Origin of the sequence: Amycolatopsis keratiniphila, assembly GCF_000400635.2 — a bacterium.
GTDB classification, from domain to species: domain Bacteria; phylum Actinomycetota; class Actinomycetes; order Mycobacteriales; family Pseudonocardiaceae; genus Amycolatopsis; species Amycolatopsis keratiniphila.
Genome location: NC_021252.1, coordinates 736,484 through 763,289, shown reverse-complemented (window position 1 = coordinate 763,289; position 26,806 = coordinate 736,484). Strand labels below are relative to the sequence as shown.

Annotated in this window: 28 protein-coding genes; 16 read left to right on the top strand and 12 right to left on the bottom strand. The window is 68.7% G+C overall.

Features of this window, described 5'->3' with window-relative positions; genetic code table 11:
• Window positions 1-5 precede the first annotated feature (5 nt).
• From AORI_RS44740 to AORI_RS44695, 10 genes are all read left to right on the top strand, one after another.
• Complete coding sequence (locus AORI_RS44740; RefSeq protein WP_043847891.1) at window positions 6-566, top strand: flavoprotein; 561 nt, start codon at window positions 6-8, stop codon at window positions 564-566.
• 105 nt (window positions 567-671) lie between these two features.
• Window positions 672-968, top strand: a complete 297-nt coding sequence (locus AORI_RS44735) for a hypothetical protein (RefSeq protein ID WP_016331156.1) — start codon at window positions 672-674, stop codon at window positions 966-968.
• Between the two features lie 18 nt (window positions 969-986).
• Window positions 987-1,448 (top strand): hypothetical protein, encoded by a 462-nt coding sequence (locus tag AORI_RS44730; protein ID WP_016331155.1) that lies wholly within the window; start codon window positions 987-989, stop codon window positions 1,446-1,448.
• Between the two features lie 294 nt (window positions 1,449-1,742).
• Window positions 1,743-2,000, top strand: coding sequence for a hypothetical protein (locus AORI_RS44725; protein WP_016331154.1), 258 nt, complete (start codon window positions 1,743-1,745; stop codon window positions 1,998-2,000).
• Entirely contained in the window at window positions 1,978-2,232 is a 255-nt protein-coding gene (locus tag AORI_RS44720) for an AMED_5909 family protein (RefSeq protein ID WP_016331153.1), read from the top strand. The genes AORI_RS44725 and AORI_RS44720 overlap by 23 nt, the downstream gene beginning before the upstream one ends.
• A 308-nt stretch (window positions 2,233-2,540) precedes the next feature.
• On the top strand, window positions 2,541-4,097 hold the full coding sequence (locus AORI_RS44715) for an FtsK/SpoIIIE domain-containing protein (RefSeq protein ID WP_016331152.1): 1,557 nt from the start codon (window positions 2,541-2,543) through the stop codon (window positions 4,095-4,097).
• On the top strand, window positions 4,094-4,480 hold the full coding sequence (locus tag AORI_RS44710) for a hypothetical protein (RefSeq protein ID WP_016331151.1): 387 nt from the start codon (window positions 4,094-4,096) through the stop codon (window positions 4,478-4,480). Before AORI_RS44715 ends, AORI_RS44710 begins: the two co-directional genes overlap by 4 nt.
• Entirely contained in the window at window positions 4,480-6,099 is a 1,620-nt protein-coding gene (locus AORI_RS44705) for a replication initiator (protein ID WP_016331150.1), read from the top strand. Before AORI_RS44710 ends, AORI_RS44705 begins: the two co-directional genes overlap by 1 nt.
• A gap of 14 nt (window positions 6,100-6,113) precedes the next feature.
• On the top strand, window positions 6,114-6,317 hold the full coding sequence (locus AORI_RS44700) for a helix-turn-helix transcriptional regulator (protein ID WP_016331149.1): 204 nt from the start codon (window positions 6,114-6,116) through the stop codon (window positions 6,315-6,317).
• On the top strand, window positions 6,314-7,702 hold the full coding sequence (locus tag AORI_RS44695; RefSeq protein ID WP_043847890.1) for a tyrosine-type recombinase/integrase: 1,389 nt from the start codon (window positions 6,314-6,316) through the stop codon (window positions 7,700-7,702). The genes AORI_RS44700 and AORI_RS44695 overlap by 4 nt, the downstream gene beginning before the upstream one ends.
• A gap of 333 nt (window positions 7,703-8,035) precedes the next feature.
• On the opposite strand, the gene AORI_RS44690 is transcribed toward AORI_RS44695, so the two are convergent.
• A complete protein-coding gene (locus AORI_RS44690) occupies window positions 8,036-8,674 on the bottom strand; it encodes an HAD family hydrolase (RefSeq protein WP_016331147.1) in 639 nt (212 codons plus the stop codon).
• 142 nt (window positions 8,675-8,816) lie between these two features.
• On the opposite strand from AORI_RS44690, the gene AORI_RS44685 reads away from it, so the two are divergent.
• The gene (locus AORI_RS44685; protein WP_016331146.1) at window positions 8,817-10,712 is read left to right on the top strand and encodes an N-acetylmuramoyl-L-alanine amidase; all 1,896 of its coding nucleotides are present in this window, start codon (window positions 8,817-8,819) and stop codon (window positions 10,710-10,712) included.
• 15 nt (window positions 10,713-10,727) lie between these two features.
• Here AORI_RS44685 and AORI_RS44680 read toward each other — a convergent pair whose 3' ends face one another.
• Window positions 10,728-12,116: a glycosyltransferase gene (locus AORI_RS44680; protein WP_016331145.1), complete on the bottom strand. Its 1,389-nt coding sequence runs from the start codon at window positions 12,114-12,116 to the stop codon at window positions 10,728-10,730.
• Window positions 12,116-12,619, bottom strand: a complete 504-nt coding sequence (gene xrtP, locus AORI_RS44675) for an exosortase P (RefSeq protein WP_016331144.1) — start codon at window positions 12,617-12,619, stop codon at window positions 12,116-12,118. Before xrtP ends, AORI_RS44680 begins: the two co-directional genes overlap by 1 nt.
• Window positions 12,620-13,049: 430 nt before the next feature.
• Here xrtP and AORI_RS44670 point away from each other — a divergent pair, with 430 nt between their 5' ends.
• The 3 genes from AORI_RS44670 to wecB all read left to right on the top strand — a co-directional run bounded on the left by AORI_RS44670 (window position 13,050) and on the right by wecB (window position 15,284).
• Window positions 13,050-13,826, top strand: a complete 777-nt coding sequence (locus tag AORI_RS44670; protein ID WP_043847889.1) for a choice-of-anchor P family protein — start codon at window positions 13,050-13,052, stop codon at window positions 13,824-13,826.
• 21 nt (window positions 13,827-13,847) lie between these two features.
• Complete coding sequence (locus AORI_RS44665; RefSeq protein WP_007031099.1) at window positions 13,848-14,027, top strand: LPXTG cell wall anchor domain-containing protein; 180 nt, start codon at window positions 13,848-13,850, stop codon at window positions 14,025-14,027.
• Between the two features lie 105 nt (window positions 14,028-14,132).
• Complete coding sequence (gene wecB, locus AORI_RS44660; RefSeq protein ID WP_016331142.1) at window positions 14,133-15,284, top strand: non-hydrolyzing UDP-N-acetylglucosamine 2-epimerase; 1,152 nt, start codon at window positions 14,133-14,135, stop codon at window positions 15,282-15,284.
• Here the strand turns inward: wecB and tsaD are convergent.
• From tsaD to tsaB, 3 genes are read right to left on the bottom strand one after another with little or no spacing between them, the layout of a single operon-like run.
• Window positions 15,281-16,327, bottom strand: coding sequence for a tRNA (adenosine(37)-N6)-threonylcarbamoyltransferase complex transferase subunit TsaD (gene tsaD / locus AORI_RS44655; protein ID WP_016331141.1), 1,047 nt, complete (start codon window positions 16,325-16,327; stop codon window positions 15,281-15,283). The two genes, wecB and tsaD, sit on opposite strands and share 4 nt — an antisense overlap.
• Entirely contained in the window at window positions 16,327-16,806 is a 480-nt protein-coding gene (gene rimI / locus AORI_RS44650; protein ID WP_016331140.1) for a ribosomal protein S18-alanine N-acetyltransferase, read from the bottom strand. The genes tsaD and rimI overlap by 1 nt, the downstream gene beginning before the upstream one ends.
• Window positions 16,803-17,462, bottom strand: coding sequence for a tRNA (adenosine(37)-N6)-threonylcarbamoyltransferase complex dimerization subunit type 1 TsaB (gene tsaB, locus AORI_RS44645; RefSeq protein WP_016331139.1), 660 nt, complete (start codon window positions 17,460-17,462; stop codon window positions 16,803-16,805). Before tsaB ends, rimI begins: the two co-directional genes overlap by 4 nt.
• A 346-nt stretch (window positions 17,463-17,808) precedes the next feature.
• Here tsaB and AORI_RS44640 point away from each other — a divergent pair, with 346 nt between their 5' ends.
• Both AORI_RS44640 and AORI_RS44635 read left to right on the top strand, forming a co-directional pair.
• Window positions 17,809-19,230 (top strand): acyl-CoA synthetase, encoded by a 1,422-nt coding sequence (locus tag AORI_RS44640; protein WP_016331138.1) that lies wholly within the window; start codon window positions 17,809-17,811, stop codon window positions 19,228-19,230.
• Window positions 19,227-20,558 carry a carboxyl transferase domain-containing protein gene (locus AORI_RS44635; protein WP_016331137.1) on the top strand — a complete coding sequence of 444 codons (1,332 nt, stop codon included), beginning with the start codon at window positions 19,227-19,229 and terminating at the stop codon, window positions 20,556-20,558. Before AORI_RS44640 ends, AORI_RS44635 begins: the two co-directional genes overlap by 4 nt.
• A gap of 73 nt (window positions 20,559-20,631) precedes the next feature.
• Here the strand turns inward: AORI_RS44635 and tsaE are convergent, their stop codons facing one another.
• Genes tsaE through AORI_RS44605 form a run of 6 tightly spaced genes read right to left on the bottom strand, consistent with a single transcriptional unit; the run spans window position 20,632 to window position 26,686 of the window.
• On the bottom strand, window positions 20,632-21,096 hold the full coding sequence (gene tsaE, locus AORI_RS44630; protein WP_016331136.1) for a tRNA (adenosine(37)-N6)-threonylcarbamoyltransferase complex ATPase subunit type 1 TsaE: 465 nt from the start codon (window positions 21,094-21,096) through the stop codon (window positions 20,632-20,634).
• Complete coding sequence (locus tag AORI_RS44625) at window positions 21,096-22,193, bottom strand: alpha/beta fold hydrolase (RefSeq protein WP_016331135.1); 1,098 nt, start codon at window positions 22,191-22,193, stop codon at window positions 21,096-21,098. The genes tsaE and AORI_RS44625 overlap by 1 nt, the downstream gene beginning before the upstream one ends.
• A complete protein-coding gene (gene alr / locus AORI_RS44620) occupies window positions 22,190-23,329 on the bottom strand; it encodes an alanine racemase (RefSeq protein ID WP_016331134.1) in 1,140 nt (379 codons plus the stop codon). The genes AORI_RS44625 and alr overlap by 4 nt, the downstream gene beginning before the upstream one ends.
• 28 nt (window positions 23,330-23,357) lie before the next feature.
• Window positions 23,358-24,449: an ABC transporter ATP-binding protein gene (locus AORI_RS44615; RefSeq protein ID WP_016331133.1), complete on the bottom strand. Its 1,092-nt coding sequence runs from the start codon at window positions 24,447-24,449 to the stop codon at window positions 23,358-23,360.
• Between the two features lie 4 nt (window positions 24,450-24,453).
• The gene (gene xylB, locus AORI_RS44610) at window positions 24,454-25,881 is read right to left on the bottom strand and encodes a xylulokinase (RefSeq protein WP_016331132.1); all 1,428 of its coding nucleotides are present in this window, start codon (window positions 25,879-25,881) and stop codon (window positions 24,454-24,456) included.
• On the bottom strand, window positions 25,871-26,686 hold the full coding sequence (locus tag AORI_RS44605; protein ID WP_016331131.1) for a DeoR/GlpR family DNA-binding transcription regulator: 816 nt from the start codon (window positions 26,684-26,686) through the stop codon (window positions 25,871-25,873). The genes xylB and AORI_RS44605 overlap by 11 nt, the downstream gene beginning before the upstream one ends.
• Window positions 26,687-26,806: the final 120 nt, after the last annotated feature.

Sequence of the window (26,806 nt, the reverse complement as noted above, 5' to 3'; positions counted from 1 at the left end):
GTCGGGTGGCGTCGCGTGTTCTGGGCCTGGTCGGCTCGGGTGCTGGTGGTGTTGAGGACCTTCTCCCGCGCGTGATCCAGCCCCTCCAAGAGGACGGCTGGACGGTCGCGGTGACCCTGACCCCTACGGCTGGGCGCTGGCTGGACGAGAACGGCGGCCGCGCTGAGATCGAGGAAGCCACCGGATTGCCGGTCCGGGTCGAGCCCCGCACGCCGGCCGAAACCAGCCCGCATCCCGCCCCGGACTGCTACCTGGTCGCGCCCGCCTCGGCGAACATGGTCGCCAAACTCGCGATGGGCATCGCCGACAACCAAGCCCTCACGCAGGTCAACGAGGCCATCGGAACCCTGAACCTGCCGGTCGTCGTCTTCCCGCGCGTGAACGCCGCGCACGCTCGTCACCCGTCCTGGGAAACCCACATCAACGCGCTGCGGCGTGCTGGCGTGCGACTCGTGTACGGGGACGACGTGTGGCCGCTGCATGAACCGCGGAGCGCTCCGGGCCGTGAGCTGCCCTGGTCAGAGGTGCTTTCCGCGGTGAACGAGGCCGTTCCTCTCCCCCGCTAGTACCTACCCGGACAGTTTGTCCGGGGTGAGGCTCCTCACTGGGTGTCTCCTGTGTTCAGCGCGCCCGACCGGGCTCGCCGAGACCGAGACATCGGGAGAGCACACATGGGCATTCACGTGGTGATTCAGCCCCTCGTCGGCTACGGCGCGGCGGTGGTTTCACCCTCTCCTGGCGTTCGTCAGCTTGTCGCCGGAAGCGAAGAGACCTCCTTCATCGTCCAGGTGCCCGCCCGTATCGGCGGCCTGATGGACACCGCACGGTTCGCGCAGAGTCTCGCGGCCGCTGCCAGCGAGTTCAGCGAGTGGTGCGAAACCCAGCACCGCACGCGCTCGCATTCCTCTTCCTTCCATGACCAATGGTCCGACGCTGCCGACGACGCCGTCACGCGCAAGAACGACTGATCACACACAGGAGCAAAAATGGCTATCTACAAGGGTTTCCGGTTCCCCATCGATTTCGACGACGCGTTCGGTCAGGGCTTGGTCATGGTCGGTGAGGTGTCGCCGGACAACGAGTACCAGTCGCGAGAGGACCGGGCTGCGGGTCGTCCGGCTCGGCAGCGGGTCGACGAGGTGACGGGCAAGCGTCAGTGGAAGGTCACCGTGACCGACCCGGACGAGGTCAAGGCGAAGCGCGCGTCGTTCGAGATCACGTTGCTGGCCGATGTGCAGCCGGTGCCGACCACGTCGGAGGTGCTGCCGGGTATGCGGCCGATCGAACTGGAGGGCCTGACGGCTGAGCCGAAGGTGGCCGGTCAGGGCGAGTTCAAGTACCAGTCCTACACGTTCCGCGCGACCGGCTTCAAGGCCGCTGCTTCGGGCGGTGCGTCGAAGTCGGGCCGGGCCTCAGGTTCCGCTGAGTCGACGCCCAAGGCTGCGTGATGCCGGGCGGGGTGCCGGGGAGCCACCGTGTGGCCGTGGTTCCTCCGCACCTGGTCCAGGCGTGGGAGATGGCCTACCACCACTACGGCGCTCTGCGGGCGCACGCGGTCGACCCCGTGGCGGCGCATGACCTGGCTGTTGCTTCCCTCGCGGTGGCGTCGGCCTGGCGGGACCTCGCTTCGGAAGGCCAGTTGCCGTGGTGGGTGCTCGCGGCCGTGACAGCGGCGGCTGAGGGATTCGAGGAGAACGCGCGGTCGTGGGAGATCCGCGCTCACAGTGAGGAGGGACAAGGCCGTGGCGTTCAACGCGATGTGGAAGCCGGGGCCGCAGGCGGTCGCGGGGATGCAGGGCAATGGTTCGGCGAACCCGGCCCTGGTGATCTACCTCGATCCGGACAGCCTGGCGATCCTGCCGCCGTCCGACCCGGCCGAGTGGCCGGAATTCATCCGGCTCCTTCGCCAAATCCGCGACAGCGCGGACGAACTGGCCGTGTTCCTCGGCAAGCACGCGACGGCCGAGGAGGTGTGCGGTGACGACCCCGGGCCGGAATGAGCCGCAGACGCTGGCGGACGCGCACGCCGTCGCTTCCGCTCGTCGTCCACAGCCCGGTTCGAACCTGGCGACGTGGCTGAAATTCCACAAGGAGAACGCGCGCATGTACCGCGCTGTGTCCGATGTGGACCGAGGTCACCACCACGAACTCCGCTACTGGGTCGGCTACGAGGAACGCAAGGCCGAGGAGGTGGCCGAGAAGATCCAAGAGGGAAAGTCGAAAGCCAGCTAAGAACTGAATGACAGAGCGAAAAACGCACGTGGGGACGTGCGGCGTACGAACACGTCCTCAAACGCTTTTCTTGTCCTGTAAGGCGCAGAAGCGGAATCCGGCTACCAACCTTGCCGCTCCTGCGCTGTCCACAACCTCTGGAAGTGAACAATGACAACGCTAAACGATGGCAACAAGCGGGCGCTAGACGGGATCACCCGAACGCGCTGCACGGTCTGCAAGCGGTTCGCGAAGCTGCTTCCCGGCGAGAAGGAATGCGCTCCCTGTCAGGGAATGCTTCCGCTGGACCTGACCGGCGGTGGTCGTCGATGAACGGGATCGGTGTCCTTCTCGTCGGCGGCGGAGTGCTCGGCGTGGTGGTGTGGCTGCTGCACAAGATCGGTCGCGCGCTCGCCACGATCTTGGAAGTCCTGGCGGCGGCCGCACTGGTGTTCATCGCCCTCTGGTGGCTGCTGAAATCGTTGCTGTGGCTGGGAAAGCAAGTCGTCACGCGCTGGCGGACCAGCCTCACCGTGGTAGCGGTCTTGGCGTGGTGGCAGTGCCTCGGGTGGCTGTCCCTGGCGGTCGTGACGAGTTCGGTCATTGCCGTGCTGACGTCGTGGCGGCTGCTCGACGTGGTGTCCTATGACCACCACTGCGGCCGGTTCCTCCGGTCTTGGTGGATGCGGTGGGCGGTCTACGCGCGCAAGCTCCCGGCCTGGCTGCACGCCTGCGGGCTGAGCATCCGGGACGAGACGCTACCGGTGGAAGTGACGGTGAACTTGGTCGGCCGTCGACGTTTGCTGTCTCGCAAGGCCGCGTCGGCATCACGGGCCGTTCAGGTGCCCAAGGTGCTCAAGGTCCGATCGGGGCCGTCGTGGGATGAGGTGCGGGTTCAGCTCGTTCCGGGACAGAAGCCCGAGGACTTCGACGAGGCCGCTCGGGCGCTGGCGGTGGCGCGCAAGGTCAAGCGGTGTCAGGTGCGGGAACTGGAGCCCAACGTGGTCTCCATCGACTTCCAGCGCCGTGACCTACTCAAATCCGCGGTGACTTCCCTGCCGGTTCCCGACTTGGTGTCGCCCGATGGGCTCGGTGTGGATCTGCGGCATGTGTGGTCCGGGACCACGGAGTACGGCTCGGACTGGCGGGTTCCGCTGGTCGGCTCGGGTGCGCACTGCCTGACCGCTGGCGCGACCGGATCGGGCAAGAACTCGGTGATGTGGTGCCCGCTGGTGTCGGCCGCACCTGCGATCCGGTCCGGTGTGATCCGGGTGTCCGGCATCGATCCCAAGGGAATGGAACTCGCCTACGGGCGCGGGATCTTCGCCCGGTACGCGGTGACCGGTAAGCAGGCGGTCGAACTCCTCGACGGCCTGCTTGAGGAGATGGAAGGCCGCAAACACGAGTTCGCCGGACGCGTGCGGATGATCCCGATCAGCGTCGAGCATCCGCTAGAGGTTCTGGAGTTCGACGAGATCGGCGCGCTGACCAAGTACACCGACCGCAAGACCCGAGACGCGATCGTGGAGAAAGTCGCGCTCCTCACCACACAAGGCAGGGCCTTGGGAATCACGGTGCGCGGCTACGTCCAGGAACCCACCAAGGACACCGTCCCGGTTCGTGAGCTGTTCCCGCGCCGCGTGTGCTTGCGGGTGACCTCCAAGACCCACGTCGGCATGGTCCTCGGCGACGGCGCGTACGAACGAGGCGCGTGGGCGAACCGCATCGGCGATTCCGAAGCCGGTGTCGGCTACGTCTGGGGCGAAGGCGTCCGCGAACCCCTGCGCGTCCGGGCCGGATGGGTCGCCGACGAGGAGATCAAGGCCCTGGAGACCTACGTGACCAACGGCGGCGCTCACATCATCTCCGAGGGGAGGGCGGCATGAATCGGCTGATGGTCTTCCTCGACGCGATCCGCGACCACCTGGACTCGTTCGCCCTGCCTCCGGCTGCTTCGGTCCGGGTGGGGGTGGGTCCTGATCCGATCACGGTGCAACTCGACTCCGACCGCCTGGAGGACGTCGCCCGTGGCCTGCTCACCTGGGCCGCCTCGCTCGACGACGTGACGGCCTCGCTGTGGCGTCCTGCGGGCGGCGGGTCGGTGCACCTGGAACTCAGCGGCCGGACTCCCTGCGGCATCCCCGTGGTCGTCTACGGCGGCGTCTGGTTCGACGAAGCCACGTTCCCTGATCTGCCTGCGGGGATGCGGCAGGAGATGCCGGTGTTCGTGCTGCGGCAGTGGAACACACCCGGGGAGGTGGCGGCCTGATGAGTACCGAGGAATCCGCGGTGACCATGCCGGCCAAAACCCGGGCAGCCCGGATGCGGGAGCCCCTGGCGTCAGACGTGGTGAAAGCGACCGCTGAGAAGCACGGCGTCTGCGTCCGGCCGTTCACAATGGAGGTCGGCGACACCGACACCGGAGAACTCCGCTACGTCCCCGTTCCCTGCGGCTCGACGGTCGAATCGGTCTGCCTGCCCTGTGCCCGCAAGGCGAAGGCGCTGCGACAGGCCCAGTGCCGCGAAGGCTGGCACATGACCGAAGAACCCGACTTCACCGCACAGCCACCGAGCGAGACACAGACGGAGCTACTGGCTTTCCGGGCCGACCTGGTTGCGGCCTACCGGGAAGTGAGCGACCAGGCGGAGGCCGAGGAGCTGAGGGAAGAGATCCAGAGTGTCGATGAGGAACTTCGGCAACTTGGGATGCGCGGCCATCTCCCCTCGATCGACCTCCCGGCCAAGAGGGCGGTGAAGCGGTCGACGAAGCGGCGGCAGGACGCGCCGAACCTGCCTCGGCGCAAGGTCGCGAAGACCACTGTGGGCCGTGAGTACGCGGGGCGGTTTCGGCCGTCGATGTTCGTCACGCTCACCTGCGACACCTACGGCCCCGTTCGGTCGGATGGTGCCCCGGTCGATCCGTCGACCTATAACTACAGGCGGGCGGCTCGGGATGCGGTGCACTTCTCGGCGCTGGTGGATCGGTGGTGGCAGAACCTGCGGCGGGTCGTGGGCTGGGACGCGCAGTACTTCGCGACCGTGGAGCCTCAACGGCGGGCGGCTCCGCACCTGCATGCGGCGATTCGAGGTTCGGTTCCGCACGACGTCATCCGCCAAGTCACAGAAGCCACCTATCACCAGGTCTGGTGGCCTGCGCACGACGAAGTGGTCTACGTGGACCGGATGCCGCTCTGGGACGGCGACCGCCGGGTGTTCGTCGACCCGGACACCCGCGAACCACTGACCGCCTGGGACGACGCGATAGAAGCCGTGGAAGCCCCAGCGCATGTGGTCACCTTCGGGCGACAGGTCCACTCCAAGGGCATCCTCGGCGGCACCGAAGAAGCCGGACGGCACATCGGCTACCTGACCAAGTACCTCACAAAATCCACCGGTGAGGTCGTCGAAGCCGACACCACCCGGCAGAAAGACCACCACGACCGGTTACACGCGGAACTGTCGGTGACACCCTGCTCGCCTCGCTGCGCGGTGTGGCTGCTCTACGGTATCAACCCCAAGGGCGCCAACGGAAAGACCACACCAGGGCACTGCAAAGGAAGGGCGCACCGGCGGACCACGCTCGGTCTGCCAGGTCGACGAGTGCTGGTGTCGCGCAAGTGGTCGGGGAAGACGCTCGTCGACCACAAGGCGGACCGGAAGGCGTTCGTCCTGGAGGCGCTGGCGGCGGTCGGGATCGAGAAACCGGCACCGGACCCGGCTCGGTTGGTCTGGCGCAAGGTCGACTCCGGGGATCCGTCCGTGCCACCTCGGGACCACCTGGTGATGCACGCGATCTCGGAACGCATCACCTGGAAAGCCGAGTACGACAAAGCACTACTGGCTGCGCAGAGTCCGCCGGATCTTTCGGCAACTCCGCTCGCTGCCTGACTTTGGGGGACGACATGAACGACAACGTTGCACGACTGGACACCCTTCTCAGCACTCCTGAGCTCTGCGATTTCCTCGGCATCAGCCGGGACACGCTCTATGAGTGGCGGGAGATCAACACGGCTCCTCCTGCGATCAAGCTGCCCAATGGTCATTTGCGGTTCGCACTGTCGGCGGTGCGTGAGTGGTTGAACGGCAGGCAGGAGCGCGCCGCATGAAACCGACGCATCAGGTCCGACTGTGGGAAGTCACCACTAGGCCGCCAGATAACAAGACCGGCAAGAAACGGCGACGTCCCTACGGCGTCCGCTGGATCACTGCTGGTCGAGAGCACTCACAATGGTTCACTACCAAGGCTTTAGCTAAGGCCGAGCTGTCCAAGCTCCAACAGGCCATGAACCGCGGTGAGGCGTTCGATATCGAGACCGGGCTTCCGGAGTCGATGTACCGGAAGGAGCGATCACCGACGTTGCTCCGGGTCGCCCGTGAGTACCTGAATCACGTTTGGCCCGACCTGTCACCGAACTCGCGCGGGCGTCTTGTCGACGGGTTAGCCGTTGCGGTACAAGGGTTTCTGACGGAGGAACCGGACGCTGAACCTGCCGTGATTCGGCGCTTGCTGACTACGTTTGCGCTCCCTCCGGACGGGGCGACCATTGAACCGACACCGGAGGGACTGGAGCTTGCGGCGTGGCTTGCGGACCATTCGCGTCAGGTCGTCGAACTGGCCGATCAGGACGGCGTGACAGAGGTCGGGCGAGCGCTTCGGACCAACCTGGACGGCAAGCGAGCAGCGAACAGCACGGTGGACACCAGGAAGGGCGCGCTTGTGCAGGCGCTCGGGTTCGCGGTCGACAAGACGTATCTCGGTAAGAACCCGTTCTCTGGGCTGAACCTGGTCAAGTTCCGGGATGTGCAGGCCGTTGACCCCGGCGTCGTCGTGAACCCGCTTCAGGCTCGGGAGCTGCTTGCCTCAGTGAGCTACGTCCGGCCGCGCGGCCGGAACCGATCGTGGCGGCCGTTCTTCGCGGCGCTCTACTACGGCGGTATCCGTCCGAGCGAGGCTCGGTTTCTGGCGGAGCAACATTGCGAGTTGCCTCGGACCGGATGGGGCGCGCTTGTGCTTCCAAACTCGCTCGGTCGGTCAGCAGCGCGGTACAGCGACGACGGACAGACGTACCAAGTTCGATCGCTGAAGCATCGGGCGGACACGGCGACCCGGACTGTGCCGATCCCGCCAGTACTCGTCCGGCTCTTCCTCGATCATTTGGACGAGGTCGGGACCGGGCCGGACGGGCGGCTGTTCTGGGGCAAGGACGGTGCCCCGATCAGTAACGCTTCGTACACGGATATCTGGCGCCGGGCTCGGCTGCTGGGTCTGCCGCCTCGCCTGGCGGGTTCGATGCTGGCCGGACGCCCATATGACTTACGTCACGCTGCCGTCTCGTCGTGGATCGCGGCCGGTGTACCGCTCCCTGACGTGGCGGACCGGGCGGGGCACACGGTGGACATGCTGACGAAGGTCTACGCGAAGTTCGTCCACGGAACCCGGTCGACGGCGAATCGCAAGATCGAGATGTTCCTAGACGATGACCTCGACTAGGCGCGGTACGGTGGATGTGCCCTCGGATGAAACACCAGGTCCGGGGGCACGTTCGCGCTCCGGACTTGTTCCGTGACTGTTCCGTGGACACCACCAATCGGTCGGTGATCGTCACAGACAGTCCCAGACGCCCATTCTTCGGCAATCTGCCGTTTCGCCTGGCAGACGCCCGAAATATGCCTCAAGCAGGCGTCCTTCATATCACCTTGAGTGACCAAAATTCCGCGAGACTTCTAGCCATGTGAGTGCCAGCTTCGCAAGGAGGGTCCGCTCACCTTGTCCGCGAGCCCCTGACCGGCCGTTTTGGTTCCGCCCCGGACCACCGGATCGCGATTAGGGGGCTAAACGCAGGTCGGCGAGGTCGGTCACCAGGGCATCGGGGTCGAGGGCCGCGAGGGCCCGGCGCTTGGCGGGCGTCTTCGCCAGGGCGATCGAAGCGACACCGGCGGCGCGAGCGGCCAGGATGTCGGCGGCCGAGTCGCCGACCATGACGCACCGTCCCGGCGACGTGCCGAGCGCCTTCATTGCGGCGTCGAGAAGCGCGGGTTCGGGCTTCAGCCGCGCCGGGTCGCTCGTCGTCCGCGCGCTGATCCCGCGAACGAGCTCGGCGAGTTCGTGCAGCGCCAGGAACGCCCGGACCGCGTCGACGGAGTTGTTGCTGACGATCGTCACCGTGAAGCCCTGCGCACGCCAATCACGCAGCAAGTCCGCGACACCGGGCGACGGCGGGACCTGCGCGACGGCCTCCCCTTCGAAACGGCTGAGCTGCCGCTCGACGACGTTCGCGGCGTTCGGACCGCACGAGGCCGCGAACCGGAGCACGTCGAACGGATCGGCCGAGGCGATCACTTCGGGCTCGACGAGACGTTTCAGCCTGTCGGCCACCTCGCTCGCCGGAAGCCGGGCGAACACGTCGCACACCGGGCCGTCGAAGTCGAGGAAGACGTGGTCCTTCTCCTGGAGAAGCTCCATGACTCCCACCTTGCCACCGACCTGCGTTTAGCCCCCTAATCGCGATCCGGAGGGGCCTTACGGACCAAGCCGGATTCTGGTTAGGTTCCGACCATTGGGGTCGGTCCTGTTCAGCAGACCTAGTCACTGGGGGTATACGCCCATGCCGCGTCCCTTCCGTCCCGTAACCCTCGAGCCGCTCCGGCGCCGGTCCAAACGGACCGCCGGGCTCGCGGTTCTCAGCCTCGCCGCCGGGCTTCTCGCCGCTGTCCCCGCTGAAGCCGCTCCGGCGGATCAACAGCGTCAACGGGACTTCGCGGCCGCCGCGCAGGAGTTCGGCGTCCCCGAGAACGTCCTGCTCGGCGTCTCCTTCCTGGAGTCGCGCTGGGATTTCAACGCCGGCACCCCGAGCACCTCCGCCGGGTACGGCCCGATGCACCTCACCGACCTGCGTGAAGCGGGCACGGGCACGCATCACGACGAAGGCGAGGAGGATCCGCGCGGAGACGACGCCCGCAAGGCGAAACTCCCGGTGACGCCGGCGCCGAAGCCGCCCCCACCCGGTCTCCAGACCATCGACGAGGCGGCAACGCTGATCGGCCAGGACGTCGCGACGCTGCGCACGAACACCACGCAGAACATCCGCGGTGGCGCCGCTCTGCTGGCGAAGTACCAGCGCGAGACCGGCGACTGGAGGGCCGCCGTCGCGCGCTACAGCGGCGCGAAGGACGCGGAGGGCGCGCAGTCCTTCGCCGACGAAGTGTTCGACACGATCTCCAAGGGCGTCAGCCGGAGGACCGACGACGGCCAGAACGTCACCCTCGCCGCGTCGCCGATGAGCCCGGCACGCACCCAGGCGGAAACCCCGAAGACGGAGTGCCCGAAGACGGTCTCGTGTCTTTCGGTACCGGCGCCGTACCAGGAGCTGCCGGACAACGACTACGGCAACCACGACAAGGCGGACCGGCCGAAGAGCCAGAAGGTCGAATACATCATCATCCACGACACCGAGGGCTACTGGGACACGGCGATGGACCTTGTCACCGACCCGACGTACGTGAGCTGGCACTACACGATCCGCTCCTCCGACGGCCAGATCGCGCAGCACGTGCCGACGAAGGACGTCGCCTGGCACGCGGGCAACTGGTACGTCAACGCGAAGTCCGTCGGCATCGAGCACGAGGGCTTCGCCGCGAAGGGCACTTGGTACACGGAGGCGATGTACCGCACCTCCGCGAAGCTCGTCGGCTACCTCGCGCGGAAGTACGACATCCCGCTCGACCGCGCGCACATCCTCGGCCACGACAACGTTCCCGGCACCATCCCCTCGACCATCAGGGGCATGCACTGGGATCCGGGCCCGTACTGGGACTGGGCGCACTACTTCGACCTGATGGGCGCGCCGCTGTCCGGGTTCGGCCGCCCCGGCTCGCCGCTGGTGACCATCACGCCCGACTTCGCCACGAACCAGCCCGCGTTCACCGGCTGCGAGACCGCCGGGAAGCTCTGTCCGGCAAGGGGTTCCGGTTCGGTCGTACTGCGCAGCGAGCCGAACGACACCGCACCGCTGCTCAAGGACATCGGCCTTCGCCCGGACGGTTCGGCGAGCACGATGGCCGTTTCCGACATCGGCAGCCGCGCGGAGACCGGCCAGCGCTACGTGGTCGCCGAGCGGCGTGAGGGCTGGACGGCGATCTGGTACCTCGGCCAGAAGGGCTGGTTCCGCGATCAGCGCACGACGAGCCCGGCGTTCGGCCTGGTCGTCACGCCGAAGCCCGGGCTGGCGACCGTGCCCGTGTTCGGGCGCGCGTATCCCGAGCCGGAGGCCTACCCGGCGAACGTGCCGGTGCAGCAGGTGATCCCGCTGCCGTACACGTTCTCGGCCGGGCAGCGGTACTCGCTCGGCAACGTCCTCGGTTCCGAGTACTACTCGGCGACGACGTTCGACCCGGCGAACCACGTGGTCGTCAAGGGCAAGACGAAGTACGTGCAGATCCAGTTCGGACACCGCATCGCCTTCGTGAAGGCGGACGACGTCCGGATCCTGCCCGCGCTCTGAGACCGTCCTCCGGGGTCAGGAGTCCAGCGCTACCTTGACCCCGGGGGCGTGCTCGGTGTTCCGCCGCGTCTTCGACCAGCCGTTGCGCCCGCGCACCAGCCGGAACAGCGCCCGCCACGACGTGATGTAGAACGTGTAGATGTACAGCGCGTAGGCGAAGCCCATCCCGAGTCCACGTAGGACATTGCGGCTCTTCAGGCATTTGAACTGGTAGATCGGGCCCCACACGATGAACGGCAGCAGCCCGAACGAGCCGTAGATCGCGAACAGGATCCACGCGCCGTCGTCGGCGAACCAGGTCCACACCTGCGCCGGATCCCCGGCGGTGCTGAAGAGCAGCAGGATGAACGGGATCGGGTACAGCAGCGAGCCGAGCAGCTGCATCCACGGCTGCGCGAGGTAGTACATCATCTCCGCCGCGCCCAGCGTGCTCACGTGCGGCGAATCCCAGATCCGCCGGAGATACCGCGAACACTGCATCGTGCCCTGGCCCCAGCGCGTGCGCTGCACCAGGAATCGCCGCAGGCTGTACAGACCTTCCTGTTTCACATGGGAATCCGGCGTGTAACCGGTCCGCCAGCCCGCGGTCAACAGATGCACGCCGAGTTCGAAGTCCTCCAGCAGCGAACCGCGCCATGGCTGCTCATCCGGCCCGGCGATCGAGTCCAAAGCGGACAGTCGCGTGAACTGGCCGTTGCCGCCCATGGAGATCGTGCCGGTGAACCCGCGCGAGGTCTGGATGGCCGCGATGGCCGTGCGGAACTCGAGATCCTGCATCTGCGCCAGCTTCAGCCCGAAGGCGCGCGAGAACCAGTTCTTCCCCGGCGGCCGGGTGCCCGCGTTGCCCATCCAGACGTCGAGTTGCACGGCGCCGATCGTCTCGTCGCCGAAGAGATGGTCCGCGGCGCACACCTCGAGGCAGTTCTCCGCCGGCCGTCCGTCCGCGTCGACGACCACGACGACCACGTCGTCACGGCTCGCGTCCGGGCCCATCCAGTCGTTGAGCGCCTGATAGGCCGCGTTGAGCGCGTCGCCCTTGCCCGTCCTCGCTTCCGGACGGCGCCGGGGGACGAGGTGCAGGTACGGGTCGTAGCCGCCGTTGCGCCGCCAGATCGACCGGACCACGCGGGCCGTGCGGTCCTCGGAGTCGTCGTCGACGACCCAGACGTGCGCCTGCCGGAACGTCGAACGCAAGTACCGCACGGTTTCCCGGATGACGGTCTGTTCGTCCCGGCACGGAACGAAGAAGTGCCAGGTGAAGTCGCCGGCGTCGCCGACGGGAGCGGGCTTGCGCCGCAGGTACGGCACGACGATCACGACGACGTACACGATGAACGCCACGCTCATGGTGAGCGCGAAGGCCTGCGTGATCGCGAGAAGGATCTTGATCGAGCCGCCGCCCATCAGGCGGTCCCGCGTTCGGCGCGGGACTTACGGGTGCTCAGCCAGACGAACAGGACGAGCGCGACCGCGCCGCCGAGGACGCTGACCATCGAGCCGAGCAAGGTGTGACCCCAGTAATAACCCTCGTCGATACCCATCACGTTCACGAGACCGACGATGGCCAAAACCCTCATCTGATTGACAAGAATGACGACGATCGCGGAAATGAGCAACGAAGTGAAGAGCCTCTTCGCATTTCCCGGACGGAAATACAACATGACGGCGGTCACCAGCAGCAGTGGTAGCAACATGAATGCCGACGAGCATTCCGGAGTCATTCTTAACCCGAGTGGAGTATCGCCCGACAACCCAAAGTAGACAGTCTCGCGTTCGCCGGCGACGAAGACACCCGATGTGGTGATGACCCTCAGTATCAGGCCCGAGAGCTGGACTTCGAAAACCCGGTACAGCCGCTCGGCCAGCACCAGGCCGACCGCGACGGCGAGCACCGCCAGCACCGCCATACGCAGCGGAAACCGGTTGGAACTCGGCAAAGGAGCGCTCGCAACGGCCACGGTGACCCTCTCAGGAAAGACGCAGCAGACGACGGGGATCCGGCGCAGCGGACAGGAACTCGCCGACGAGAGTAAGTCAGCGGGAACCGGCCCTTTCGACCGGGGTTCGCATTTCCAACGTGATCATGGGCCCTTTCGGCACGATCGTGGAGAAACTGACTAGGCCGAAAGAGTGACACGTTCCGCGACCTGCGAAATTTTCTCCGAGGACCACCCGATCCGGTGATCCTCGCAGTTTTCCGTTCAATTTAAGAAACACTCGGCGATAGACGATCCGCGAGCCGAGTCAGGCCAGCTGAGGATTCGTCCGCGACGGTTGTGCCCTCGTGCCGACCGCAGATCCAGAGAAACTCCCCCACGAATCAATTCGGAGGACCAGTTGAAGAACACGCACCTCTTGCGACGAGGCGGAGTACTCGCCGCTGTGGTGGCGAGCGTGGCTCTCGCCGGTGCGGTGCCCGCCTCGGCGGCCCCCGGTGACGGCTCCGCGTATGGCGTCAAGGTCGATGTGAAGCTCCTCGGCCTCGACGCGGTGAAGGCCGGGCCGCTCGCCGAGGCGAAAACCTCCGGGCCGACCACCAACAGCCTCGCGAAGGCCAACCTCACCGGTGTGCTGACCGCGGGCGCGATCAACACCGAGGCCAAGCGCGACGACAACTCCGGTGCCGTGACGGCCAAGGCCAGCACCGCCGATGTCGGCTTGCCGCTGCTGAAGGGTGCCCTCGGCGACGTCGGTATCAAGGTCGTCGAAGCCACCTGCACCGCGACCCAGAAGGGTGTGCAGGGCGCTACCAACCTGGTCGGCGCGAACTTCGGCAGCGCGGGCGCGGTCGACGCGACGCCGGCCCCGAACACGCAGATCAAGGTCGGGCTCGGCACCGTCAACGTCGCGACGATCATCCTGAACGAGCAGATCAAGAACCCCGACGGCAGCCTCACGGTCAACGCCATCCACGTGAAGCTGCTCGGCGACGCCCTCACCCCGCTCGGTTCCGGCGACGTGATCGTCTCGTCGGCCACCTGCGGTCCGGCCGGTCTGCCCGTGCCGCTCGCCTCGGGCGCCGGGCTGTGGATCGGTCTCGGCCTGCTCGGTGCCGTCGCCATCCCGGTCGGCATCCGCGTGGTCCGCAACCGGCGTCCGGCGACCACCGCCTGACCTGGGTGAAGTGAGGTCGAAATGTACAAGTTGCCTGGCGCCGGAGTCGGCGTCGCCGGTGGCGGGGTGGGTGCCCTCGCCGCCACCGGGGCCGATGTCGGCTGGTGGCTGGCCGTCGGCGTGATCCTGCTGGTTCTCGGAACCATCGCGGTGATCGCGGGCTACCGCCGCACGAAACGGCTCGGCGAGATGGGGAGCTGACGCTCCTCTTGACGGAACGGCCGCCGGCGTGGGCCCCTCGCACGCCGGCGGCCGGCACCCGCGTTGTGCGGGACACTCGGAAACGTGGATGAGGAGCGCGAACGCGTGGATGTGATGTTGCTGGCCGGGACGCGGCCGGAGGCGGTCAAGCTCGCGCCGCTGGCGCTGGCACTGGCGGACCACCCGCACCTGCGGCCGTTCTTCGTCCACAGTGGACAACACCCGGGCATGGTCGAACAGGCGCTGATCCCGTTCGGCCTGCCGGTCGACGCCTGGCTCGACACCCCGCCCAGGGCCACCGGCACCCAGGCGGAACTGGTCTCCGGCCTGCTTCCCGCGCTCGACGAGGTGCTGCGCCGGGTCGCACCGGCCGCGATCGTCGTCCAGGGCGACACGACGACGGGACTCGCGGGCGCGCTCGCCGCGTTCTGGCAGGGAATCCCGGTCGTGCATCTGGAAGCGGGACTGCGCACCCACGACCTCGCCGCGCCGTTCCCCGAAGAGGGGACGCGCCAGATGATCTCGCGTATCGCCGCCCTGCACCTCGCGCCGACGCCCGGCGCCGCGGCCGCGCTGCGCACGGAAGGTGTTCCGCGCCAGCGGATCGCCGTCACCGGCAACACCGTCGTCGACGCCGTGATCGCGATCGCCGAACGTGATCTCCCCGCGCGGGACACCGCGCTCGCCCTGCTGGAGATGGAAATCGCCGAGGCGGGTGAGCGGCTCGTCCTCGTGACGTCTCACCGGCGCGAGTCATGGGGCGAGCCGTTGAGCCGCACGCTCGCGGCCATCGAACTGATCGTCGCGGAACACAGCGACGTCCAGGTGCTGTTCCCGGTGCATCCCAATCCGGCCGTGCGGGACCAGGTGACGGCCGCGCTCGGCGGGACGCCACGGGTGACGATCACCGAGCCGCTCGAATATCCCGATCTCGTCCGCGCGCTGCGGATCGCCGAGCTCGTCCTGACCGATTCCGGTGGCATCCAAGAGGAAGCGCCGACCTTCGGCACGCCCGTCCTGGTGCTGCGCGACGTCACCGAACGACGCGAAGCGATCGAGGCGGGCTGCGCCTGGCTGGTCGGGACGGACACCGGTCTCATCGCCGACACCGCGGCGAAGATCCTGCGTGGCGATCTGCATCCGACGCACGCCGGAAACCCTTATGGGAACGGCAATGCCGCCGCCTTGTCGGTGGCGGCGCTGGAGGAGCTGCTCAATCTCGCCCCGGCGCCGCGCACCGCCGCCGAATCCCGCTAGATCGAAACGATCTGCACCGGCAGGGCCGGGTTGGCGGAGAAGTCGAGCGAGGCTCGCGGCCGTCCGGCGGCGACCACGTGCGCACCGAGCGCGGCGATCATCGCACCGTTGTCCGTGCACAGGCGCGGCCGCGGGACACGCAGGGTGATCCCGGCCTCGGCGCAGCGCTCGGCGGCGAGTTCGGACAGTCGTGAATTCGCCGCCACGCCACCGGAGATCACCAGCGTGTCCACGCCGTGTTCCTTGGCCGCGCGGATCGCCTTCATGGTGAGGACGTCGGCGACGGCCTCCTGGAACGACGCGGCGACGTCGTCGACGGGAATGTCCTCGCCACGGCGCTCCGCGCTCTCCACCCAGCGGGCGACCGCGGTTTTCAAGCCGGAGAAGGAAAAGTCGAACTTGGCGTCGCGCGGTCCGGTCATCCCCCTGGGGAACGCGATGGCCGCACCGTCGCCGTTCTTGGCGGCCTTGTCGATGGGCGGGCCGCCCGGGTACGGCAGGCCGAGGACGCGGGCGACCTTGTCGTAGGCCTCGCCCGCGGCATCGTCCACAGTGGACCCGAGCTCGGTGATCTCGGAGGCGATGTCGTCCACCAGCAGCAATTGCGTGTGCCCGCCCGACACGAGCAGGGCGAGGCAGCGCTCGGGCAACGGGCCGTGCTGGAGCGTGTCGACGGCGATGTGCCCCGCCAGGTGGTTGACGCCGTAGAGCGGGATGTCGAGCGCGGCGGCGTAGGCCTTGGCGGCGGCGACGCCGACCAGGAGCGCACCGGCGAGACCGGGTCCGGCGGTGACCGCGATGGCGTCCACATCGGACAGCTTCAGCCCGGCCTTGTCGAAGGCCCGTTCGACCGTCGGGACCATCGCCTCCAGGTGCGCGCGGCTGGCGACCTCGGGTACGACGCCGCCGAAGCGGGCGTGCTGGTCGACGCTGGAAGCGACCTCGTCGGCGAGGAGCTCGACCGTGTCGTCGTCGTGCAGGCGGACGAGGCCGACACCGGTCTCGTCGCACGAACTCTCGATGCCCATGATGATGCGCGGCATCAGCCCGCCACCTCGTCTCGGACCTGGGCCCGCGGGCGGGCCATCGTGTAGGCGTCGGCGCCGGAAGGCTGGTAGTAGCGCTTCCGGAGGCCGACGCGTTCGAAACCGTGCCGCTCGTAGAGCGTGATCGCCGCGTCGTTGTCGGTGCGGACTTCGAGGAAGACGGGCGCGGCGAGCTCGTCCGCGCGGTCGAGGAGCGCTTTCAGCAGGACGGTGCCGATGCCGTTGCGCTGGTGAGCCGGGTCGACGCCGATCGTGTGGATGCTCGCCTCGTAGTCGCCGCGGCGGCCGACGACGGCGAGCCCGGCGTAACCGATGACCTCGTCGCTTTCCTCCGGACGGGCGACCAGGTAGAAGCCACCGGCGTCGAGTTCCGCGTGGAAGGCGTAGGCGGTCCAGGGCGAATCGCCGGGGAAGAGGATCTTCTCTATCTCGACACAGCGCGGGATGTCCTTGCGGCGTAAGGATTCCAGCCTCACGGCGTGGTCACCTTCTTGCGCGCGGCCGGTTCGACGGCGTCGGGGCGGCGGAGGTAGAGCGGGGTGAGCGGGGCGGGCTCTTCGCCGAAATCCTTGCGGGCGGCCTTCACCAGTCCGAGGGGCGACGGGAAACGCGGCTCGATCGGCTGGACGCCGAGAGCGTCCGCGTAGAGGAGGGCGCCGTCGCCCGCCGCGACCTTGATGGTGGTCTGGAGGTCCGCGGGCCGCTCGACGTGGGGGCCGTCGGTGCGGGCGCCGTCGGCGGCGTACGCGGCCCAGTAGACCTCGCGGCGCCTCGCGTCGGTGAGGACGAGGAAGGGCGCTTCGCCGGGGGCGACGTCGGCGGCGATCGCGTCGAGACTGCACACCGGGTACGCGGGGATGCCGAGGGCGTGGGCGAGCGACGCGGCGGTGGCCATGCCGGCGCGAAGGCCGGTGAAGGGGCCGGGGCCGACGCCGCAGACGATGGCGTCGAGGTCGCGAAGGGTGACGCCCGCGGCCTTGACGGCTTCGAGGGCGTGCGGCGTGATCAGCTCGCCGTGGGCGCGCGGGTCGACCGTGACGCGGTCGCCGCGCGATTCGAGGGCGTCGCCGTCCAGGGCGACGAGGCCCGCGGTGACCGCCGGGGTCGAGGTGTCGATGGCCAGTACCAGCACGGTTACCCAGCCTACGACCAGTGGCCCGGAGCGCGTTTAGCGGGCTAAACGCGATGCGCACCGAGGCCTGCCGCCGGCCCCGACACCCCGCCGTCGGATCGCGATTAGGGGGCTAAAGGCGATCTGGCTCCGCCGCCCACCGGATCGCAGTTACCCCGCTAAAGGCGATCCGGCGGGGCCCTCGTCTCCCGGACCCACAGATCGCGATTAGGGGGCTAAACGCAGGTCGGCGGAGGGGTGTGAAGCAGGTCGCAGGGCCCGGGCGGCTGGCGCGGGTACGGTTTCGGAAGCGGGGTTCCTTGGCTCCAAGCGCCCCGGCCGGCGGAGTCGAGCAGGAGGTCACACGGTGCCCGATCGGTTGTTCCCCACGCTGGCGAGCGGCTCCGACAAGGAGGCGCTCCGCTTCGGCGACACCTCCCTCACCTACGCCGACGTCGCGGCCATCGCCGGCACCCTCGCCCGCGACCTGCCGAGCGGCCGCGTCGCCGTCTGGGCGACGCCCACGGTGCACACCAGCGTCGCCGTGATCGCCGCCCTGCTCGCGGGCGTCCCCGCCATCCCGCTCAACCCGAAAATCGGCGAGCGCGAACTCGCGCACATTCTCACCGACAGCGAGCCCGTCCTCGTCCTCGCCGAACCGGGCACCGACCTGCCCACCGGTCTCGACGACCTGCCGCGACGCGACATTGTTCTCGAAGGCTCACCCGTCGATCTCCCCGCGGAACCGGACGCCGAAGCCCCGGCGCTGATCGTCTACACCTCCGGCACCACCGGCCCGCCCAAGGGTGTCGTCCTCCCCCGGCGCGCGATCGCGACCACCCTCGACGCGCTCGAAGACGCCTGGGAATGGACCGCCGACGACGTCCTGGTCCACGGTCTCCCGCTGTTCCACGTGCACGGCCTGATCCTCGGCATCCTCGGGCCGCTCCGGCGCGGCGGCTCGGTCCGGCATCTCGGTCGCTTCTCCACCGAAGGCGTCGCGCGCGAACTCGCCACCGGCGCGACGATGATGTTCGGCGTCCCGACGATGTACCACCGCATCGCGGGCGAGGTCGGCGAAGACCCGTCGCTCGCCGAGGCGCTGAGCAGCGCCCGGCTGCTCGTCTCCGGATCGGCCGCGTTGCCCGTCCACGACCATCAGCGCATCACCGCGGCGACCGGCAGGCGCGTCATCGAGCGCTACGGCATGACCGAAACCCTCATGAACACCAGCATCCGCGCCGACGGTGAGCACGTTCCCGGGACCGTCGGTGTCCCGTTGCGCGGCGTCGATGTGCGCCTCGTCGACGAGTCGGGCGTGCCTGTCGAGGAGGTCGAGACCGTCGGCGAGATCCAGGTCCGCGGGCCGAACCTGTTCACCGAGTACCTCAACCGCCCAGACGCCACCGAAGCCGCTTTTGACGACGGCTGGTTCCGGACCGGCGACATGGCGACCCGCGACGTGGCCGGCTACGTGAAGATCGTCGGCCGGAAGGCGACGGATCTGATCAAGAGTGGCGGCTACAAGATCGGCGCGGGCGAGATCGAGAACGCGCTCATGGACCATCCCGGTGTCGCGGAGGTCGCGGTGACCGGCGAGCCCGACGACGACCTCGGCGAGCGCATCGTGGCCTGGGTGGTGCCCGAGGGAGAGCGGCCGGCGGAGTCGGAGCTCGCCGACCACGTCGCCCGCCTGTTGTCGCCGCACAAACGGCCTCGGGTGGTCCGCTATCTGGAAGCGTTGCCGCGCAATGACATGGGCAAGGTCATGAAGCGGGCACTCGGATGAACAGGCCCTCGGCGCGGGCTGTCATCAAGGAGATCACCACCGGTTTCGAGGATCTGGACGTTCCGCGTTCCGAGGAGCCGAACGACGGGCCGATCGGCTGGCCGGGCTATCGATCGGCACGCGAAACCGCCGAGGAGCGGACAGGCGAGAGCGAGTCTGTGCTCTGCGGGACCGCCAAGATCGGTGACGTCGAGGCGGTGGTGATCGCTTTCGAGTTCGGCTTCCTGGGCGGTTCGATCGGCAGGCGGACCGGTGATCGCGTCGAGGCGGCGTTCGCGCGGGCCGTGGAGTCACGGTTGCCGGTGGTGTCGCTGATCGCGACCGGCGGCAGCCGCATGCAGCACGGGATGCTGGCGCTTTCGCAGTCGCAGCGCATCGCGCGGGCAGCGGCCGGGGCCCGGTCGGTGCCACAGATCTCGGTGTTGCGCGATCCGACCACGGGTGGCGGATGGGCGACGCTCGGTGCGAGCGCTGACGTCGTCCTCGCACAGCCCGGGGCACAGGTCGGCTTCGCCGGTTCTCGCGTGCGGCCCGCCGGCGCGTCCACGGAGGCGTACACGGCCGAGGCGAAGCTCGCTTGGGGCCAGGTGGATCAGATCGTGACGCCGGCCGAACTTCCTTCGACGCTGGAACGGTGGCTGCGCTTACTGACTTCGTCGACGACGGAAGCCGCCGAACCACCTGGAGCGCTCGGGTCCACGGACCTGCCTGAAACCGGTTGGGATGCGGTCCAAGCGGCGCGCTCCGCTGAGCGGCCGAGGGCTGCGGAGTATCTCGACGCGTACTTCGACTGGCGCGAGGAGGTCTCGGGCGACAGGTGCGGCGGAGTCGACTCCGGAGTCTCGTGCGGCTTCGGCTGGCGAAGCGGCCGAGCGATCGCGTACGCGGCGCAGTGCGGAACGGCGACGCTGCCCGCGGGGTTCCGGACCGCGGCGCGTCTGGTGCGGCTCGCGTCGAGGCTCGGGATCCCGGTCCTCACCCTCGTCGACACTCCCGGAGCGGCGAACGACGAGGCAGCCGAGCGGGCCGGTGCGGGCGCGACGATCGCGGAGTTGTTCGAGGCGGTCGCGAGCGCGGCCGTGCCGATCACCACGCTGGTGATCGGGGAAGGCGGTTCCGGGGGCGCGCTCGCGTTCGCGGCGCCGGGGTCGACCTGGGTGACGCCCAGCGCTTACTTCTCGGTGACGTCGCCCGAGGCGGCCGCGGCGATCCTCAAGCTGCCCGCCGACGAAGTCCCCGCTCTCGCCGACCGGCTGCGACTACGCCCCCAAGACCTGGTGGCCCTGGGAATCGCGCGTTCCGTCGTGCGCCCTGCGGATCGCGTTTAGCCCGCTAAACGCAGGTCGCCCCGCACAGATCGCGATTAGGGGGCTAAACGCAGGTCGGGCGGCCGGATCGCGTTTAGCCCGCTAAACGCAGGTCGGGCGTGCGGGTGGCCCAGGTGCCGTGCGGCTCCAGGGTGACCAGGCGGACATCGTCTTCCCGGCGCTCCAGGCGTACGACGAGGTAGTCGTCCGACAGGCGCTCGGCCGCTCCCTCGCCCCACTCGACGACCAGGGCCGACCGCTCCAGTTCGGTGTCGAGGTCCAGGTCGTCCAGCTGCGAGAGATCCCCGCCGAGCCGGTACGCGTCGACGTGCACCAGCGCGACCCCGGCCGCACCCGCCGGATGCACCCGGGCCAGCACGAACGTCGGCGAGCTGACCCGCCCGCCGACGCCGAGACCGTCCGCGATCCCGCGGGTCAGCGTCGTCTTGCCCGCCCCGAGCGGCCCGGCGAGCAGCACCAGATCGCCCGCGCGCAGCGAACGCCCGAGCTCACGCCCGAAATCCATGGTCGCCTCGGGAGTCGGGAAAGCGAAATTCATCAGCGTTGCCACCACCAGGTCCGCCGTTCGGAAGTCTCACCATCGGTGCCCGTGCATCGTTGCACCAAGTCGATCAGGTGGCTGTTCACCAGTTCGGGTTGTTCCAGCTGCACCATGTGCCCCGCGCCCCGGACGCGCACCAGCTCCGCGTCGGGCAGCTCCGCCGCGATCCGCTCGGCGTGCGCGATCGGCGTGAACCGGTCGGAATCCCCGCCGACGACCAGCACGTGCGCGTGCTTCAGCCCGGCGAGCGCGGCGTACCGGTTGTGGCTGCCGAGCGTGTCGACGAAGTTCACGAGCCCGCGCACCGGCGTCACTTCGAGCATTTCCAGCATGAAGTCGACGAGCCGCGGCGACACGTCACGGCTGCCGAAAGCCAGCCTGCGCACGGCTTGCCGGGTCAGCTGCCCGCCCGCCGCGCGCACGAACTCGACCAGGCCGGGCTGCCAGCCGGCCAGCCCGCCGACGCCTCGCGTGAGCGGGTTGTACTTCGACAGCAGCGAACGCGGCAGCCCCCGGGCGCCGACCTCGCCCGCGGCGGTCGCGATGAACGCGACGCCGCAGACCCGGTCGTCGAAGAGTTCGGGATGCTCCGCGGCGAGCTCCATGATCACCATGCCGCCCATCGAGTGCCCCATGAGCACGATGGGCCCCTCCGGCACCACCGAGCGCAGGACCATGTCGAGGTCGCGCGCCAGCTGCTCGATGGTGCTGGTCTCGGCGGTCGCGGCGCCGGATTGCCCGTGCCCGCGATGGTCGTAGTAGATCTGACGCACCCGCGGCAGCTTCAGCGACGCGAGGTCTCGCCGCTGAAAGTGCCAGCAGCGCTTCGACAACGCGAAACCGTGCACGCCGACGACGGTCAGCTCCGGTTCTCCCCCATCGGCCGGATCGATCTCCTCGACCGCGAGCGGCGTGCCGTCCTCCGCCGCCACTGTCGACGTCCGATCCGGTGCGAGGTCCCCCAACGGCTCGTCCACGAACGGATCCTCACTCTGCCGCCGCTGCTGTGCGGCGACGGCGATCGCGGCGGCGGTGCCGGTGGCCACCGCACCGACGCCGCCGACGATGGCCAGCAGTCTTCGTGAAGGTGTCACGAGCCTGCCTCCAGATACGTCCGGTGGACCCGCGGGCGGTACATCGAAGTCACGATCTCGTAGTCGATCGTGCCCAGCTTGTCGGCCCATTCCCGCGCGGTCGGCTCGCTGAACGTGCCTTGGCCGAAGAGGATCACTTCGCTGCCGACGGCCGGTTCTTCGTCTCCGCAGTCGACGATCAGCTGGTCCATGCAGACGCGGCCGACGACCGGCCGCCGCTTCCCGGCGAGCCATACGTCCATGCGGCCGGACAGCGACCGCGGCACACCGTCCGCGTAGCCGACCGGGACGAGGGCGAGGGTGGTATCGCGCTCGGCCGTCCAGCTGTGGCCGTAGGAGACGGATTCGCCGGCCGGGATCCGCTTTGTGAGCACGACCGACGATTTGAAGGTCATCGCCGGGCGGAGATCGTCTTCGGTGGGCACCGGGTTCAGCCCGTAGATTGCGATCCCGGGGCGCACGAGGTCGAAGTGCAGGTCGGGCCTGGTCAGTACGGCGGCGGAGTTCGCGATATGCCGCATCGGGTTCAGGCCGGCCGCGCGGGCGATGTCGTAGGCCTCGTCGAACCGCTTGGCCTGCGCGTCGATGGAGGGGTGGCCCGGCTCGTCGGCGCAGGCGAGGTGCGACCAGATGGCGACGACCTCGATGAGCGGCTTCGCGGCCGCCGCGGCCTTGACCAAGGCCGGCCATTCCGCAGGTGGGCAGCCATTTCGGCTGAGCCCGGTGTCGATCTTGAGGTGAACCCGGCAAATCGCGTTTAGCCCGCTAAAGTCGCGTGCCCGGCGCGCGCCGTCGGCCACGCGGGCGAGCTCGTCCAGGGAGCTCACGGCGACGTCGATGTCTTCGGCGACAGCGGGCGCGAAGTCGGTTTCAGGAGTGTCGAGCCAGCTGAAGAGCCGGACCCCGATCCCGGCCCGGCGCAGCGCGAGCGCCTCGCCGAGGGAGCAGGTGCCCAGCCAGGTGGCCCCGCCCTCGACGGCGGCCCGGGCGACCTCGAGGGCGCCATGCCCGTAGCCGTCGGCCTTGACCACGGCCATCGTCTGGGCCGAGGGGGCGCGGGAAGCGAGCAGGGCGACGTTGTGCCGGATGGCGGACAGGTCGATGACGACCTCGGCACGCGGGAAACTGGCGGTCATAACGACCACCAGTTTCCCACGAACCGGCTCAGGACAGGCGCGCCCCGTCGGTGGCGGAGAACACGTGCAGCTCGTCGGGACGGATCCGCAGGTGCAGCGTGTCGCCCATGGTCGGCGGCGTGCGCGGGTCCACCCGGGTGACGACGTTCGACTTCGAGCCCTCGGCGTCGGTCTCGGCCAGCTTGCCGTAGACGTACGCGTCCGAGCCGAGCTCCTCGACGAGGTCGACCTTGATCGGCAGCGTGCCGTCTTCGCTGGTGGTCACCTCGAGCGACTCGGGACGGAAGCCGAGGGTGACCGTGTCGCCTTCGGCCTTGGCGAGGATCTCGCGGGTCAGCGGCACCCGGGCGCCACCCAGCTCGGCACCGTCTTCGGTGAGCTTCGCGGTGACGAGGTTCATCGCGGGCGAGCCGATGAAACCGGCGACGAAAGCGTTTGCGGGCTTGTCGTACAGGGCGCGCGGGGTGTCGCACTGCTGCAGGAGACCGTCCGAGAGGACGGCGACCCGGTCGCCCATCGTCATGGCCTCGACCTGGTCGTGCGTGACGTACACGGTGGTGACGCCGAGGCGGCGCTGCAGCGCGGCGATCTGCGTACGGGTGGAGACACGCAGCTTCGCGTCGAGGTTCGACAGCGGCTCGTCCATGAGGAAGACCTGCGGCTCACGCACGATGGCGCGGCCCATCGCGACGCGCTGGCGCTGACCACCGGAGAGAGCCTTCGGCTTGCGGTCGAGGTACTGCTCGATGTCCAGCAGCTTGGCCGCGTCGAGCACCTTCTGCTTGATCTCCGAAGCCGGGCGGCCCGCGATCTTCAGCGCGAAGCCCATGTTCTGGCCCACGGTCATGTGCGGGTACAGCGCGTAGTTCTGGAACACCATCGCGATGTCGCGGGCGCGCGGCGGCAACTGCGTGACGTCGCGGTCGCCGATCCACACGGCGCCTTCGTCGATGTCCTCAAGGCCGGCGAGCATCCGCAGGCTGGTGGACTTGCCGCAGCCGGACGGACCGACCAGCACGAGGAACTCGCCGTCGGCGATTTCGAGGTCGAGTGCGTCCACGGCGGGCCGCTCGGAGCCCGCGTAGCGCCGGGTCGCCTTGTCGTAGGTGATCGTGGCCATCGGTTCAGTCCTCTTTCGGTTTCGCGGAAATGCCGTGCCCGAGTTCGCGGGCTTCGAGGTGCCGCTGCTGGATCCGGCGCCCTTCGGCGCGGTCCGCTTCGGTCGGCTCGAGTGGGGTGCAGCCGTGCTGTTCCTGCCAGCGGGGAGGTTCCGTGCTGGAAGCGAGGGCCCAGGCCGCCTGCCGCGCGGCACCGACCGCGACGTACTCGGCGACTTCGGGGATGACGACGGGCACGCCGAACACGATCGGCGCGACCACGCGGACGGCGGCCGACTGCGCGCCACCGCCGATCAGGAGGACGCGACGGACTTCGAGCCCCTGCTCGCGCAGCGCGTCGAGGCCGGCGGCCAGACCGCACAGCATGCCTTCGACGGCCGCGCGCGCGAGGTTTTCGGGCGTCATGTTCGCGCGGGTCAGGCCGGAGAGCGTGCCCTTGGCGTCCGGAAGGTTCGGCGTCCGCTCACCGTCGAGGTACGGCAGGAAGGTGGGGCCGCCGGAACCGGGCGTGGCGGCGAGCGCCAGCTTGTCGAACTCGGCGAGTTCGACGCCGAGCATCGCGGACGTGGCCGTGAGCACGCGGGCCGCGTTGAGGGTGCAGGCCAGCGGGAGGAACCGGCCGGTGGCGTCGGCGAACCCCGCGACGATGCCGGAGGGGTCGGCGCTCGGCGTCTCGGAGACGCCGAACACGGTGCCGCTGGTACCGAGCGAGACGACGACGTCGCCGGGGACGAGTTCGAGACCGAGCGCGGCGGCCATGTTGTCGCCGGTTCCGGCCGAAACCAGGATCCCGTCCGGGGTGTGGCCTGCGGCTTCGGCCGGGCCGATGACCCTGGGCAGCTCGGGAGTGCGGCCGCCGAAGGCGTGCGCGAGGAGGTCTTGGCGGTATTCGCCGGTGGCGGGCGAGAAGTACCCGGTGCCGGAAGCGTCGCCGCGGTCGGTGACCGGCTCGGCGCCGTCGCCCAGCAGCCGCCAGGTCAGCCAGTCGTGCGGGAGCAGGACACGGGCGACGCGATCGGCCAGCTCGGGCTCGTTCTCCGCCATCCAACGCAGCTTCGTGACGGTGAAGCTGGCGACCGGGAGAGAGCCGACGGACTTAGCCCAGTACTCGGCACCGAGTTCGGAGCCGAGGTCTTCGGCCGCCTTCGCGGACCGGGTGTCGTTCCACAGCAACGCGGGCCGGACGACCTCGCCGGCCTCGTCGAGGGTGACCATGCCGTGCTGCTGACCACCGATGCCGATGGCGCCGACGCCATCGAGAAGGCTGTCCGTGGCCTCACGGAACGCGTCCCACCACGCGGCGGGGGCGACCTCGGTGCCGTCGGGGTGCGAAGCGCGGCCGGTGCGGACGATCTCGCCGGTGTTCGCGTCGCAGACGACGACCTTCGTCGACTGGGTGGACGAGTCGATTCCGGCGACCAGGTCAGAACTCATATTCCGGCCCCTCCGGTGCGCATTCGACCTGCTCGATGGCGGTGCCCGCGGTCAGCGCCGCCTCGATCTCCTCGGTCGGCGTCTCTTCGTCGGTGATCAGGAGGTCGTAGTCGCCGATGTCGCCGTACGCGTAGGTGGCGGTGCGGCCGAACTTAGAGTTGTCGACGACCAGGACGTTGCGATCGGCGGTGCGCAGCGCGGCCTTCTTGAGCTCGGCGTAGTCCTGGACCGGGTGGAACAGGCGGCCGACCGCGACCGCGGCGACCGAGACGAACGCGATGTCGGCGTGCGTGCGGTCGAGGAACGCGACTACGTCCGGGCCGGCGCATGAGTCGAACTCGTGGTGGTAGCGCCCGCCCGCCAGGACGACCTCGACGCTCTTGGCCGGCCCGAGGATGCGGGCGGCTTCGAGCGAGTTGGTGAGGACGGTGAGGTCCTCGACCTGGCCGAGGCGGCGGACGAGCGGGAAGAGCGTCGTCGAGTCGTCGACGAAGACCGTCTGGCCGGAGTGGACGTGCGCCGCGGCGGCCTCGCCGAGCGCGTCCTTGGTGGCCTGGTTGAAGGTGTCGCGGAAACGGGCGGCCGACTCCATGGTCGTCGCGGGGTAGGCCTCGACCTTGCCGCGGAGTTTGCGGAGGAGACGGCGGTCGGCGAGGTCGTCGAGGTCGCGGTGCATCGTCATCAGGCTGACGCCGAAGCGGGTGGTGAGGTCGTCGATGCGGACCTCGCCGGTGGCGATGACGTGGTCGAGGATCTCCTGGCGCCGGTGCTCGACGGCGGCGTCCGAGGGCCTGGTCTTAGACATGGGCGACACCGTTCACGACCCGGACCATCGCGGTCTCGGCGGGGTGGGTGTCGGCGCTCACACCTGCTTCTTACCAGATTATTCGCCCGGAGTTAACACGTAACTCGATAACTCCCGCAT

Coding starts and splice junctions, on each gene's coding strand:
- AORI_RS44735 (WP_016331156.1), top strand. CDS start 672: ATGGGCATTCACGTGGTGATTCAGCCCCTCGTCGGCTACGGCGCGGCG.
- AORI_RS44730 (WP_016331155.1), top strand. CDS start 987: ATGGCTATCTACAAGGGTTTCCGGTTCCCCATCGATTTCGACGACGCG.
- AORI_RS44715 (WP_016331152.1), top strand. CDS start 2,541: ATGAACGGGATCGGTGTCCTTCTCGTCGGCGGCGGAGTGCTCGGCGTG.
- AORI_RS44710 (WP_016331151.1), top strand. CDS start 4,094: ATGAATCGGCTGATGGTCTTCCTCGACGCGATCCGCGACCACCTGGAC.
- AORI_RS44705 (WP_016331150.1), top strand. CDS start 4,480: ATGAGTACCGAGGAATCCGCGGTGACCATGCCGGCCAAAACCCGGGCA.
- AORI_RS44700 (WP_016331149.1), top strand. CDS start 6,114: ATGAACGACAACGTTGCACGACTGGACACCCTTCTCAGCACTCCTGAG.
- AORI_RS44695 (WP_043847890.1), top strand. CDS start 6,314: ATGAAACCGACGCATCAGGTCCGACTGTGGGAAGTCACCACTAGGCCG.
- AORI_RS44690 (WP_016331147.1), bottom strand. CDS start 8,674: ATGGAGCTTCTCCAGGAGAAGGACCACGTCTTCCTCGACTTCGACGGC.
- AORI_RS44685 (WP_016331146.1), top strand. CDS start 8,817: ATGCCGCGTCCCTTCCGTCCCGTAACCCTCGAGCCGCTCCGGCGCCGG.
- AORI_RS44680 (WP_016331145.1), bottom strand. CDS start 12,116: ATGGGCGGCGGCTCGATCAAGATCCTTCTCGCGATCACGCAGGCCTTC.
- xrtP (WP_016331144.1), bottom strand. CDS start 12,619: ATGGCGGTGCTGGCGGTGCTCGCCGTCGCGGTCGGCCTGGTGCTGGCC.
- AORI_RS44665 (WP_007031099.1), top strand. CDS start 13,848: ATGTACAAGTTGCCTGGCGCCGGAGTCGGCGTCGCCGGTGGCGGGGTG.
- tsaD (WP_016331141.1), bottom strand. CDS start 16,327: ATGCCGCGCATCATCATGGGCATCGAGAGTTCGTGCGACGAGACCGGT.
- AORI_RS44635 (WP_016331137.1), top strand. CDS start 19,227: ATGAACAGGCCCTCGGCGCGGGCTGTCATCAAGGAGATCACCACCGGT.
- tsaE (WP_016331136.1), bottom strand. CDS start 21,096: ATGAATTTCGCTTTCCCGACTCCCGAGGCGACCATGGATTTCGGGCGT.
- alr (WP_016331134.1), bottom strand. CDS start 23,329: ATGACCGCCAGTTTCCCGCGTGCCGAGGTCGTCATCGACCTGTCCGCC.
- AORI_RS44615 (WP_016331133.1), bottom strand. CDS start 24,449: ATGGCCACGATCACCTACGACAAGGCGACCCGGCGCTACGCGGGCTCC.
- xylB (WP_016331132.1), bottom strand. CDS start 25,881: ATGAGTTCTGACCTGGTCGCCGGAATCGACTCGTCCACCCAGTCGACG.
- AORI_RS44605 (WP_016331131.1), bottom strand. CDS start 26,686: ATGTCTAAGACCAGGCCCTCGGACGCCGCCGTCGAGCACCGGCGCCAG.